The organism is Cupriavidus necator, assembly GCF_016127575.1.
GTDB classification, from domain to species: domain Bacteria; phylum Pseudomonadota; class Gammaproteobacteria; order Burkholderiales; family Burkholderiaceae; genus Cupriavidus; species Cupriavidus necator_D.
In genome coordinates, this window is sequence record NZ_CP066018.1 from 985,994 (window position 1) to 998,397 (window position 12,404).

14 protein-coding genes are annotated in these 12,404 nt (G+C 67.5%); 10 read left to right on the top strand and 4 right to left on the bottom strand.

What is annotated here, in order from left to right:
- Positions 1-153 precede the first annotated feature (153 nt).
- The 10 genes from dusB (at position 154) to I6H87_RS04565 (ending at position 9,143) form a co-directional block, all read left to right on the top strand.
- On the top strand, positions 154-1,215 hold the full coding sequence (dusB, locus tag I6H87_RS04520) for a tRNA dihydrouridine synthase DusB (RefSeq protein WP_010813886.1): 1,062 nt from the start codon (positions 154-156) through the stop codon (positions 1,213-1,215).
- On the top strand, positions 1,212-1,445 hold the full coding sequence (locus tag I6H87_RS04525; RefSeq protein WP_010813887.1) for a Fis family transcriptional regulator: 234 nt from the start codon (positions 1,212-1,214) through the stop codon (positions 1,443-1,445). Before dusB ends, I6H87_RS04525 begins: the two co-directional genes overlap by 4 nt.
- A 22-nt stretch (positions 1,446-1,467) precedes the next feature.
- Positions 1,468-3,042, top strand: a complete 1,575-nt coding sequence (purH, locus tag I6H87_RS04530; RefSeq protein WP_010813888.1) for a bifunctional phosphoribosylaminoimidazolecarboxamide formyltransferase/IMP cyclohydrolase — start codon at positions 1,468-1,470, stop codon at positions 3,040-3,042.
- A gap of 147 nt (positions 3,043-3,189) precedes the next feature.
- Positions 3,190-3,735: a crossover junction endodeoxyribonuclease RuvC gene (gene ruvC / locus I6H87_RS04535; RefSeq protein WP_010813889.1), complete on the top strand. Its 546-nt coding sequence runs from the start codon at positions 3,190-3,192 to the stop codon at positions 3,733-3,735.
- An 80-nt stretch (positions 3,736-3,815) separates the two neighbouring features.
- Positions 3,816-5,048: a glycerophosphodiester phosphodiesterase gene (locus tag I6H87_RS04540; RefSeq protein WP_011614545.1), complete on the top strand. Its 1,233-nt coding sequence runs from the start codon at positions 3,816-3,818 to the stop codon at positions 5,046-5,048.
- Positions 5,049-5,126: 78 nt separating this feature from the next.
- The gene (gene ruvA / locus I6H87_RS04545; RefSeq protein ID WP_010813891.1) at positions 5,127-5,708 is read left to right on the top strand and encodes a Holliday junction branch migration protein RuvA; all 582 of its coding nucleotides are present in this window, start codon (positions 5,127-5,129) and stop codon (positions 5,706-5,708) included.
- 58 nt (positions 5,709-5,766) lie between these two features.
- A complete protein-coding gene (gene ruvB / locus I6H87_RS04550; protein ID WP_010813892.1) occupies positions 5,767-6,825 on the top strand; it encodes a Holliday junction branch migration DNA helicase RuvB in 1,059 nt (352 codons plus the stop codon).
- 202 nt (positions 6,826-7,027) lie between these two features.
- A complete protein-coding gene (locus I6H87_RS04555) occupies positions 7,028-7,621 on the top strand; it encodes a hypothetical protein (RefSeq protein WP_010813893.1) in 594 nt (197 codons plus the stop codon).
- 44 nt (positions 7,622-7,665) lie between these two features.
- Positions 7,666-8,250: a BPSL1445 family SYLF domain-containing lipoprotein gene (locus I6H87_RS04560; protein ID WP_010813894.1), complete on the top strand. Its 585-nt coding sequence runs from the start codon at positions 7,666-7,668 to the stop codon at positions 8,248-8,250.
- 167 nt (positions 8,251-8,417) lie between these two features.
- Positions 8,418-9,143 carry a queuosine precursor transporter gene (locus I6H87_RS04565; RefSeq protein ID WP_011614544.1) on the top strand — a complete coding sequence of 242 codons (726 nt, stop codon included), beginning with the start codon at positions 8,418-8,420 and terminating at the stop codon, positions 9,141-9,143.
- A 2-nt stretch (positions 9,144-9,145) separates the two neighbouring features.
- On the opposite strand, the gene I6H87_RS04570 is transcribed toward I6H87_RS04565, so the two are convergent.
- From I6H87_RS04570 to tyrS, 4 genes are all read right to left on the bottom strand, one after another.
- Entirely contained in the window at positions 9,146-9,820 is a 675-nt protein-coding gene (locus I6H87_RS04570) for a histidine phosphatase family protein (RefSeq protein ID WP_011614543.1), read from the bottom strand.
- A gap of 64 nt (positions 9,821-9,884) precedes the next feature.
- Complete coding sequence (locus I6H87_RS04575; protein ID WP_011614542.1) at positions 9,885-10,532, bottom strand: YbhB/YbcL family Raf kinase inhibitor-like protein; 648 nt, start codon at positions 10,530-10,532, stop codon at positions 9,885-9,887.
- A gap of 51 nt (positions 10,533-10,583) precedes the next feature.
- Positions 10,584-11,045: a D-aminoacyl-tRNA deacylase gene (gene dtd / locus I6H87_RS04580; protein ID WP_010813898.1), complete on the bottom strand. Its 462-nt coding sequence runs from the start codon at positions 11,043-11,045 to the stop codon at positions 10,584-10,586.
- A 10-nt stretch (positions 11,046-11,055) separates the two neighbouring features.
- On the bottom strand, positions 11,056-12,297 hold the full coding sequence (tyrS, locus tag I6H87_RS04585; protein WP_010813899.1) for a tyrosine--tRNA ligase: 1,242 nt from the start codon (positions 12,295-12,297) through the stop codon (positions 11,056-11,058).
- Positions 12,298-12,404 lie beyond the last annotated feature (107 nt).

Consider the following 12,404-nt stretch of genomic DNA (forward strand, 5'->3'; position numbering starts at 1 on the left):
ATCCAAGGCCGGCTGCAGTTTCGGCAGGGGCATGTTTTTCCGTTTCGTCTTCCGTCTCAGAGCAGGCTGTCCCGACCCCTTCCCTGGCGCCATCCACGCCGCGAGGGGAACGCTACGGTCACCGGGACGGCCTCTCAGAACCGCCGCCCAACCGTGCAGATCGGACCTCACCAACTCCGCAACAACCTGTTTGTCGCCCCGATGGCGGGCGTGACGGACCGGCCCTTCCGCCAGCTGTGCAAGCAGCTCGGCGCGGGCTATGCGGTGTCGGAAATGGTGGCGTCCAACGCACAGCTGTGGAAGAGCGAGAAAACCATGCGCCGCGCCAACCACGCCGGCGAGGTCGAACCCATCGCCGTGCAGATCGCCGGCGCCGAGCCGTCGATGATGGCCGAGGCCGCGCGCTACAACGTGGACCGCGGCGCGCAGATCATCGACATCAACATGGGCTGCCCGGCCAAGAAGGTGTGCAACGTCGCCGCCGGCTCGGCCCTGCTGCAGAACGAGCCGCTGGTGGTGCGCATCGTTCAGGCCGTGGTCGGCGCAGTGGGCGACCGGGTGCCGGTCACGCTGAAGATCCGCACCGGCTGGAACCGCGAGAACCGCAATGCGCTGCGCATCGCGCACATGGTCGAGGACGCGGGCATCAGCATGCTGACCATCCACGGCCGCACCCGCGCCGACCTGTACCACGGTAACGCCGAGTACGAGACCATTGCCGCGGTCAAGGCAGCGGTCTCGATCCCGGTGGTCGCCAACGGCGACATCACCACGCCGCAGAAGGCAAAGCAAGTACTGGCGCTGACCGGCGCGGACGCGATCATGATCGGCCGCGCGGCGCAGGGCCGGCCCTGGCTGTTCCGTGAGATCGAGCACTTCCTGAAGACCGGCGAGATGCTGCCGTCGCCGGAAGTGGCCGAGATCCGTGCCATCATGAATGCGCACCTGGAAGACCACTACGCCTTCTATGGCGAATTCACCGGCGTGCGCACCGCGCGCAAGCATATTGCCTGGTACACGCGCGGGCTGCGCGGCGCCAACCTGTTCCGCCACCGCATGAACACACTGGAGAGCACCGCCGAACAACTGGCGGCGGTCAATGCGTTCTTCGACGAGCAGGCGCAGATCTCTGACCGGCTGGTGTACGTGGACGACGCAGCACAAGACCAAGACGAAGCGAACAACAACAAAAACGGGGAGTTGCTTGCCGCATGAGCCGCAACGCTATCGACCAGTGTATCCGGGAAAGCCTGGACACTTATTTTCGCGACCTGGACGGCGAAGAGCCGTCGAATATGTACAACATGGTGCTCGAGGCGGTCGAACGGCCGCTGCTGGAAGCCGTGATGGTGCGCGCCGAGCGCAACCAGTCGCTGGCCGCCGCCTATCTGGGCATCAATCGCAATACGCTGCGCAAGAAGCTGCAGCAGCACGGTTTACTTTGAATTTGAAGCGTCTCCCACAGCCATGATCAAGCAAGCCCTACTCTCCGTTTCCGACAAGACCGGCATCGTCGATTTCGCGCGCGAACTGAACGCGCTCGGCGTCACGCTGCTTTCCACCGGCGGCACCGCCAAGCTGCTGGCCGACAGCGGCCTGCCCGTGACGGAGGTGGCCGACTACACCGGCTTCCCGGAAATGCTCGACGGCCGCGTCAAGACACTGCATCCCAAGGTCCACGGCGGCATCCTGGCGCGCCGCGACCTGCCCGAGCACATGGCCGCGCTGGCCGAGCACGACATCCCGACCATCGACCTGCTGGTGGTGAACCTGTACCCGTTCCAGCAGACCGTGGCCAAGGATGACTGCACCCTGCCCGACGCGATCGAGAACATCGACATCGGCGGCCCGACCATGCTGCGTTCGGCGGCCAAGAACCATCGCGACGTGACCGTGATCGTCGACCCGGCCGACTACGCCGTGGTGCTCGACGAAATGCGCGCCAACGCCAACAGCGTCGGCTACGACACCAATTTCCGCCTGGCCACCAAGGTGTTCGCGCACACCGCCCAGTACGACGGCGCCATCACCAACTACCTGACCAGCCTGGGTGCCGACAAGTCGCACCAGGGCCGCAGCGCCTACCCGCAGACGCTGAACCTCGCCTTCGACAAGGTGCAGGAAATGCGCTACGGCGAGAACCCGCACCAGTCCGCCGCGTTCTACCGCGACCTGAGGGCCGTGGACGGCGCGCTGGCCAACTACGTGCAGCTGCAGGGCAAGGAACTGTCGTACAACAACATCGCCGACGCCGACGCGGCCTGGGAATGCGTCAAGTCGTTCGACGCCGCCAGCGGCGCCGCCTGCGTCATCATCAAGCACGCCAACCCGTGCGGCGTGGCGCTGGGCGCGAATGCGCTGGAAGCGTATGACAAGGCCTTCAAGACCGATTCGACCTCGGCCTTCGGCGGCATCATCGCCTTCAACGTCGAGCTGGACGAAACCGCCGCGCAGGCCGTGGCCAGGCAGTTCGTCGAAGTGCTGATCGCCCCGTCGTTCAGCGCCGGCGCGCGTGCCGTGTTCGCGGCCAAGCAGAATGTGCGCCTGCTGGAGATCCCGTTGGGCCAGGGCATCAACCAGTATGACTTCAAGCGTGTCGGCGGCGGCCTGCTGGTGCAGAGCCCGGACGCCAGGAACGTGCAGCCGTCCGAGCTGCGCGTGGTGACGCGCCGCCACCCGAACCCGAAGGAAATGGACGACCTGATGTTCGCCTGGCGCGTGGCCAAGTTCGTCAAGTCCAATGCCATCGTGTTCTGCGGCGGCGGTATGACGCTGGGCGTGGGCGCGGGCCAGATGAGCCGCGTGGATTCGGCCCGCATCGCCAGCATCAAGGCGCAGAATGCCGGCCTGACGCTGGCCGGCTCGGCAGTGGCCTCGGACGCGTTCTTCCCGTTCCGTGACGGCCTGGACGTGGTGGTCGACGCGGGCGCGACCTGCGTGATCCAGCCGGGCGGCTCGATGCGCGACGACGAAGTGATCGCCGCCGCCGACGAACGCGGCATCGCCATGGTGGTGACCGGCACGCGCCACTTCCGCCACTAAGCACTGGCAGGCTTGCGGCCTTGCCTGGCAAGGCCGCCGGCTCCGAAGCGGTTTCGTTCTCCTGCAAGGGAAAGCGAAACCGCTTTTTGCCTTAGGTGCCGGTGCAAAAAGCAATACACTAGCGACGGCATCCATCCTACCCACCCAATGCGAATCCTAGGCATCGACCCCGGCCTGCGCACCACCGGCTTCGGCGTGATCGAGAAGCACGGCAACAAGCTTGCCTACGTGGCCTCGGGCACGATCAAGAGCGACGGCAATTCAACGTTGCCGGAACGGCTGAAGACGCTCTACGACGGCATCAGCGAAGTGTCGCGCACCTATGCACCCGACTGCGCGGCGATCGAGAAGGTCTTCGTCAACGTCAACCCGCAGTCCACGCTGCTGCTCGGCCAGGCCCGCGGCGCGGCGATCTGCGGGCTGGTGGGCTACGGCTTGCCGGTGTTCGAGTACACCGCGCTGCAGCTCAAGGTGGCGGTGGTCGGCTACGGCCGCGCCAACAAGGCGCAGGTGCAGGAAATGGTGACGCGGCTGCTGATGCTGCCCGGCCAGCCCGGCAGCGATGCGGCCGATGCGCTCGGCGTGGCGATCTGCCATGCCAACGGCAGCGATACCCTGGGCACGCTGTCGGGCCTGGCGCCCGACCTGGTGCGCAAAGGCATGCGCGTGCGGCGCGGGCGGCTGGTCGGCTGAACACGCCAGCGGCTGGCGCTTGCTGTGCCCGCTTCCCCATCTCTTACAATCGGGCCTTGGTCTCACCACAGGAACGCTGCATGCCTAGTCAGTCCCGATTGAGCGCGCCGCGCCGGCGCCCCAGCCTCTTCCCTGTTCTTGCCTTCCGGCGTTGGCTGTTTCCGGCCGCCGCGGCCTGCGCCGCGCTGGTCGCGGGCTGCGCCACCGCGCCGCGCCCTAAGCCCGTGTCCGCGGCTCCGGTGCCGGCACCCGCCGCGAGCGCTGCGCCTGCGGCCGCCGCCACCCAGCCTCCCAAACCGCTGGTGATCGCCCATCGCGGCGCCAGCGCGCTGCGCCCCGAACATACACTTGCCGCCTACGCCAAAGCCATCGAGGACGGCGCCGACGCCATCGAGCCCGACCTGGTCATGACACGCGACGGCGTGCTGGTAGCGCGCCACGAGAACGACATCACCGGCACCACCAACGTGGCCGAACTGCCGCAGTTCGCCGAGCGCAAGCGCACCAAGGTGATCGACGGCGAGCGCCTGAGCGGCTGGTTCACCGAAGACTTCACGCTGGCGGAGCTCAAGACGCTGCGCGCGCGTGAGCGCATCCCGCGCCTGCGCCCGGACAATGCGCGCCTGAACGACCAGTTCGAGGTGCCGACCTTCGACGAGATCGTGCGCCTGGCCGAGCAGGCCGCGCTGCGCACCGGCAAACCCATCGGCATCTACGCAGAGCTGAAGCACCCGAGCTACTTCCGCGGCATCGGGCTGCCGCTCGAGGACAAGCTGGTGGCCGCGCTGCGGGCACAACCCTACCTGCGCAACGCACCCGTGTTTATCCAATGCTTCGAGACCGGCAGCCTGCGCGCGCTGCGGCGCACGCTTGGCAGCGGGCAGCACAACGTGAAGCTGGTGCAGCTCATCGGCAACCCGCGCAAGGGCCCGGCCGACTGGAAGCTGGCGGGCGACGGCCGCACCTTCGGCGACATGCTGGGCGCGACCGGCCTGCGCGAGGTGGCAGCCTATGCCGACGGCATCGGCCCCGAGAAGAGCAGCGTGGTGCCGCGCGATGCGCAGGGCGCGCTGGCTGCGCCGACGCCGGTGGTGCGCCAGGCGCATGCTGCCGGGCTGTTCGTCCATCCCTACACCTTCCGTCCGGAAAACAGCTTCCTGCCCAAGGTGCTGCAGGCCGGCGGCGACGACGCCACGCGCAGCCCGTCCGGCATGGAGCGGGAAGTGCAGGCCTTTATCGCGGCCGGCATCGATGGTTTCTTCACCGACGACCCGGCGCTGGGCCGGCGCGCGGTGGATACGCCGGCGCGCTGACCCCGGCAGGGCGGCCGCTGGGCTACACTTGCGGCCGCCTGGTCCCTGACCCCCACCTTCCATTCCCTCCTCCGCACCATGATCGGACGCATCGCCGGCACCCTTATCGAGAAGAATCCCCCGCACCTGCTGGTCGACTGCCACGGCGTCGGCTACGAGGTGGACGTGCCGATGAGCACCTTCTACAACCTGCCCGCGGTGGGCCAGCCGGTGACACTGCTGACGCAGCTGATCGTGCGCGAGGACGCGCACCTGCTGTACGGCTTCGGCACCGCATCGGAGCGCAACACCTTCCGCGAGCTGATCAAGATCACCGGCATCGGCGCGCGCATGGCGCTGGCGGTGCTGTCGGGCATGTCGGTGCCCGAGCTGGCGCAGGCCATCACGCTGCAGGAAGCCGGCCGCCTCACGCGCATTCCCGGCATCGGCAAGAAGACCGCGGAGCGGCTGCTGCTGGAGCTCAAGGGCAAGCTGGGCGCGGAGCTGGGCCACGTGCCGGGCACGCCGGCGGTGCCGGACAGCGCCGTCGACGTGCTCAATGCGCTGCTGGCGCTGGGCTACTCGGAAAAGGAAGCCGCCGCCGCGATCAAGCAGGTGCCGGCGGGGACCGGCGTGTCGGACGGCATCAAGCTGGCGCTCAAGGCATTGTCCAAGGCTTGAGACCTGCATAGGCGCGTAGAATGGCGGATTGTTGCCGCTGTCCGGGCCCCTGACCACCATGATCGAAACTGACAAGCTTGCCGCCCCCGCCCGCGTAATTGCCGCCACCCCCGCCTCGTCGCAGGAGGAGGCGTTCGAGCGCGCGCTGCGGCCCAAGCTGCTGGACGAGTATGTCGGCCAGGAAAAGGTGCGCGGGCAGCTCGATATCTTCATGCACGCCGCGCGCAACCGGCGCGAGGCGCTGGACCACGTGCTGCTGTTCGGCCCGCCGGGCCTGGGCAAGACCACGCTGGCCCACATCATCGCGCGCGAGATGGGCGTCAACCTGCGCCAGACCTCGGGCCCCGTGCTGGAGCGCCCGGGCGACCTGGCCGCGCTGCTGACCAACCTGGAAGCCAACGACGTGCTGTTCATCGACGAGATCCACCGGCTCTCGCCGGTCGTCGAGGAGATCCTGTACCCGGCGCTCGAGGACTACCAGATCGACATCATGATCGGCGAGGGCCCGGCGGCGCGCTCGGTCAAGCTCGACCTGCAGCCGTTCACGCTGGTGGGCGCCACCACGCGTGCCGGCATGCTGACCAACCCCCTGCGCGACCGCTTCGGCATCGTGGCGCGGCTGGAGTTCTATACCGCCGATGAGCTGGCCCGCATCGTCACGCGCTCGGCGCAGCTGCTGCATGCCCGTATCGACCCGCAGGGCGCGCTGGAGATCGCCCGGCGCGCGCGCGGCACGCCCCGTATCGCCAACCGGCTGCTGCGCCGGGTGCGCGACTACGCCGAGGTCAAGGGTGACGGGAACATCACCCGCGCCATGGCCGACGCGGCGCTGGCCATGCTGGACGTGGACAGCGTCGGCTTCGACCTGATGGACCGCAAGCTGCTGGAAGCAGTGCTGCACAAGTTCGGCGGCGGCCCCGTGGGCGTGGACAACCTCGCCGCGGCCATCGGCGAGGAGCGCGACACCATCGAGGACGTGCTCGAGCCCTACCTGATCCAGCAAGGCTACCTGCAGCGCACGCCGCGCGGGCGCGTGGCCACGGCTGCCGCCTACCGGCATTTCGGCCTGGCCAACCCGCAAGGCAGCGGCGCCAGCGAACTGTTCGGCGACGCCTGACAGCACGAAGCAGCAACAGCGCCTTGGCAGGGCCCCGGCGCAGCACCAATTAAACGTTTTAATTTCGCGCTCCAAATTTTTTCGAAGTGGATTGCTGGCCCGTGGCCGATTGTCCACAATGGCTTTATCGGCACCGGCCCGGTGCTGCGATGGCCGCGCCCCGCCAGGCACGGCACCTTCACAAATACGTCAAGGAAAGCCAATGATTCGCCATTCGTCCAGCCTGCTCGCCGCAGCCCTCGCCGCCACCGCGTTCGCCGCCGGCAGTGCCAACGCCCAGCGCCCGCCGGCGCCGGTCGGCGTGGCCGAAGAGGCGGTCATCAGCGGCAAGATCGTCGATATCGATCCCGAATCCAAGGCCGTGCTGGTCCAGGGCCCGCGCGGCAACGTGGTCGAACTGGTGGCTGGCGACGAGGCCCGCAACTTTGGCCAGATCCGCAAGGGCGACATCCTCACCGTGGCGCGTGGCGCCGCGCTGGTCGCCGCGCTTGAGCCGGTCGACAGCAAGGCCACCGCACTGGCCGAATCGGTCGACCGCACCACGCGCGCCGCCGAGGGCGGCAAGCCCGGCATCATGCGCGAGATCACCACCACAGTGACCGCACAGATCACCAAGGTCGACCCGGCCAAGCGCCTGATCACCTTCCGCGGTCCGCGCGAGACGCTGCGCACCGTGAAAGTGCAGGATCCGGCCATCGACCTGAACGGCATCAAGCAGGGCCAGATGGCCAAGATCGTCTACCGTGAAGTCGTGGCCATTACGGTCAAGGCACCCGCGGCAGCCGCAGCCAACTGAGCCACTGAGCCAGACGCGGTACTTTTCCCATCAGGAGGTTACCTATGAATCGTCGCCACTTTGTTACCCGGGTTGCCGGATCGGGCCTGCTCGTTGCCACCGCAATGGCGGCAGGCTGCACCACCACCGGCACCAGCGCCTCGAAGGACCCGGTCGCCAAGAAGCAGGAAATCGATGCAGGGGTGGACGGAGCGCTGAACCGGCTGTTCTCCGCCAACCCCGGCGCACGCGACCTGGCGCAGCGTGCGCAAGGAGTCCTGGTGTTCCCGCGTGTCATCTCGGCCGGCCTGGTGGTAGGCGGCGAGTACGGCGAGGGTGCGCTGCGATCGAAGGGCGCGACGGTCGGCTACTACAGCACGACGCAGGCCTCGGTCGGGCTGACCGCCGGCGGGCAGTCCAAGGCCGTCATCATCATGTTCATGACCCCGGAGGCCTACAACAAGTTTGTTGCCAGCAAGGGCTGGACCGCCGGCGCCGATGCCAACGTGGCGGTGGCCAAGGTCGGCGCGGACGGCAGGCTCGACACCCTGACCAGCCAGCAGCCGGTGATTGCCTTCGTGCAGACCAATGCCGGCCTGATGTTCGACGTCTCGGTAAACGGCTCCAAGATCAGCAAGCTGGATATCTGACCCGGCCACCCGGCTGCGCCGCTCCACCTGAAATTCCCGGCTTCGGCCGGGAATTTTCATTTCAGGCGGCCGCAGCAACGCTTGCGCATGCCGCGGCAGAATCCGGGGTCCGCTGGCATAATCGCGCCCAAAACACCGCGCGCCAGCGCGTCCGACCGGGAGCCCCCATGTCCGCCATCCCCGCCAGCGCAGGCCCCGCTGGCCGCGTCTACCGTTACTATGACTTCGTCATGGTGGCCTTTGTTACCGTGCTGCTGTGCTCGAACCTGATCGGCGCGGCCAAGGCGGCACAGGTGACGCTGCCCGTGATCGGCACGGTGACCTTCGGCGCCGGCGTGCTGTTCTTCCCGATCTCCTACATCTTCGGCGACGTGTTGACCGAGGTCTACGGCTACGGCCGCGACCGGCGCGTGGTCTGGGCCGGCTTTGCCGCGCTGGCTTTCGCCACCTTCATGAGCCTGGTGGTGCTGAACATGCCGGTGGCGCCCTTCATGGCGGACTACCAGAAAAGCCTGCAGGACGTGTTCGGCAACACCTGGCGGATTGCGCTCGGCTCGCTGATCGCCTTCTGCTGCGGCAGCTTCACCAACAGCTACGTGCTGGCCAAGATGAAGCTGTGGACCTCGGGGCGGTGGCTGTGGACGCGCACGATCGGCTCTTCGCTGGCCGGTGAGCTGGTCGACTCGTCGCTGTTCTACGTGATCGCGTTCTACGGCATCTGGCCGCTGGAAAAGGTGATCCAGGTGGCAGTGGCGCAGTACGTGCTGAAGACCGGCTGGGAAGTGGTGATGACACCGGTGACGTACAAGGTGGTCGGGTTCCTGAAGCGGGCCGAGAACGAGGATTATTTCGACCGCAATACCGACTTCACCCCGTTCCGCGTCCGCGTGTAGCGCTAAGGCACGCGCCGGTCCACCTCGTCCAGCGACAGGTTTTCAAGGTGGCTGACATCGCCCCACTGCGCCAGCGTCAGGTGGCTGCTGTCGCTGCGTAGCCGGTTGACGCTGGCATTGAGCAGTTCATGCTGGCGCGGTGCTTCCAGCGTCATGCCGGTGGCCTCGCGGTACAGGCAGTCAAGCACGCCACCGTGCGCCACCAGCGCGATGCGCTCGCCGGGATGCCGGCGCGACAGCGCCAGCACCACCTCGACCGCGCGCTCATGGAAGCCCAGCAGCGACTCGCCTTCAGGCGGCGCGTAGTCCGGCACGCGCGCCTGCCAGCGGGCGAAATCCTCGGGCAGGTGCTCGGCTACTTCGGCGTAGGTCTTACCCTGCAGCGTGCCGTAGCTGCGCTCGCGCAGGCGCGCATCGGGGCGCACCTGCAGCCCGAGCACCTCGGCCAGCGGCGCAGCGGTTTCCATCGCACGCGACAGGTCGCTGGCATAGACCGCATCGATCGGCTCGCCCGCCAGCGCCGTGGCCAGCGCGCGCGCCTGGGCGCGGCCGGTCTCGTTCAGGGGAATGTCGAGCTGGCCCTGCAGCCGGCGCTCCCGGTTCCAGGCCGTTTCGCCGTGGCGGATCACGATCAGGTGGGTATAGGCCAGCGAATGCGGCCCGGGGCTTTGCGACATGCCGTTTCCTTCGGGATTTCCTTTGAGGCCGGCGCCGCGCGGCTGGCGCGGCGCCGGCCAGACGTTATTTCGCCAGATTGGGGTTCAGCGTATAAGTGCCGGTGAGGCTGGCCTGCGCCAGCACATGGCCCTGGATCGCCTCGCGCACCTGCGCGCCGGTGAAGGTGCCATCGAGCGGCAGCCGGTCGATGTCCAGCGCATACAGCGTGAACACGTAGTGGTGCAGCAGCGTGTCGTTCCACGGGGGGCACGGGCCGTCATAGCCGTAGTAGTCGCCCTTCATGTCGGCATCGCCGGCGAACCAGCCGGTGTAGTCGTTGATGCCGTGGCGCAGGCCGCCCGCGGTGGCGGTGCCGCCGGTGGCTTCGGGGCCCGGCTTGCCGCGCGCGATCACGCCGTCGCTGTGCGAGCCCGCCGCGATCGAGGTCAGGCCCGGCGGGATGTCGACCAGCACCCAGTGGAAGAAGTCAACGCGCGGCAGCGCGGCCGGCACTTCGCGGCCTTCCTGGTTGACGTCGTCGCCCTTGCTTGGCACGTCGCGGTCGTGGCAGATCAGCACGAACGAGCGCGTCTCGGCCGGGGCGTCTTCCCAGCGCAGGTCGGGATTGCGGTTATTCGACAGGGCCACGTGGGCGGCGGCGTCGGGCACGCAGAAGGCGAACTCGCCGGGAATCGGCGCGTTGTCGTTGAAGGACTTGCTCCAGACTTTCATTTGTCTCTCCTGTCTTGGTGCCGCGCCGGGGCGCGGCAGCTTGGAATCTGTTCAGGCCGGCGGCACCCGCAGCCAGAAGGTGACCGGGCCGTCGTTGACCAGGCTGACCTGCATCATCGCGCCGAACTCGCCTGTCTGCACCTGCGGATGGGCGGCGCGCGCCTGCGCCACGAAATGCTCGTACAGGCGCCGGCCGTCCTCGGGCGAGGCAGCGGGCGTGAAACTCGGCCGCGTGCCGCTGTTGGTATCGGCCGCCAGCGTGAACTGCGAAACCACCAGCAGCCCGCCGGCGTTGCCGTTGCCGTCCATGTTCTGAACCGGCAGGTTCATCTTGCCGGCAGCATCGGAAAACACCCGGTACGACAGCATCTTGGCCAGCAGCCGCTCGGCCTGCGCCTCGGTGTCGCCGCGCTCGGCGCAGACCAGCGCCAGCAGGCCGGCGCCGATTTCACCGGTGGTGCGGCCTTCGACCGTGACGCGGGCCTGGGCCACCCGCTGGATCAGCGCGATCATCCCGGCCGCCTCAGGCCAGCGTCACGCGCGCGAAACGGCGCTTGCCCACCTGCACGACATAGGTGCCCGCTGCCACCCTGGTGGCCTTGTCGCTGACCGTGGCGCCATCGATCTTGACGCCGCCCTGCTCGATATTGCGGTTGGCTTCCGAGGTGGACGGCACCAGGTTGGCCTGCTTGAGCAGCTGCGCGATGCCCAGCGGCGCGCCAGTCAGGCTCACTGCCGGGATATCGTCCGGCACGCCGCCGCGGGCGCGGTGGTTGAAGTCTTCCAGCGCCTTCTCGGCATCGGCCTGGCTGTGGAAGCGCGCCACGATTTCCTGCGCCAGCAGCACCTTGCAGTCGCGCGGATTGCGGCCCAGCGCGATTTCCTGCTTCATCAGCTCGATCTCGGCCAGCGGGCGGAACGACAGCAGCGTGTAGTACTGCCACATCAGGTCGTCCGAGATGCTCATCAGCTTGCCGAACATCTCGTTAGGCGCCTCGGTCACGCCGACGTAGTTGCCCTTGGACTTGGACATCTTCTCGACGCCGTCCAGGCCCACCAGCAGCGGCATGGTCAGGATGCACTGCGGCTCCTGGCCGTATTCCTTCTGCAGCTCGCGCCCGACCAGCAGGTTGAACTTCTGGTCGGTGCCGCCGAGCTCCAGGTCTGACTTGAGCGCGACCGAGTCATAGCCCTGCATCAGCGGGTACAGGAACTCATGCACGGAGATCGGAATCCCGGAGCGGAAGCGCTTGGTGAAGTCGTCGCGCTCCATCATGCGCGCCACGGTGTACTTGGCCGCCAGCTGGATCATGCCGCGCGCGCCCAGCGGATCGCACCACTCGCTGTTGTAGCGGATCTCGGTGCGGGCCGGGTCCAGCACCAGGCTGGCCTGGCGGTAGTAGGTCTGGGCGTTGGCCTCGATCTGCTCGCGCGTGAGCGGCGGGCGCGTGCTGTTGCGGCCCGACGGATCGCCGATGGTCGAGGTGAAGTCGCCGATCAGGAAGATCACCTGGTGGCCGAGGTCCTGCAGCTGGCGCAGCTTGTTCAGCACCACGGTATGGCCGATATGGATGTCGGGCGCGGTCGGATCCAGGCCCAGCTTGATGCGCAGCGGCACGCCGGTGGCCTCGCTGCGCGCCAGCTTCTGCGCCCATTCGGATTCGATCAGCAGTTCGTCGCAGCCTCGCTTGGAGACTTCCAGGGCCTGCATCACCGACGGCGTCAGGGGGTATTTGGCCGTGGGGCCCGTGGCAACTTCAGTCATGACGTAAGTCTTTGAAATACTTGAAATTTTAGGAAATTTCCTGACAGCCGCCAGGGCCGGATTTTGGTATAATCCGCGATTCCCGGCGCCTACGGAAGCCTTTCCAG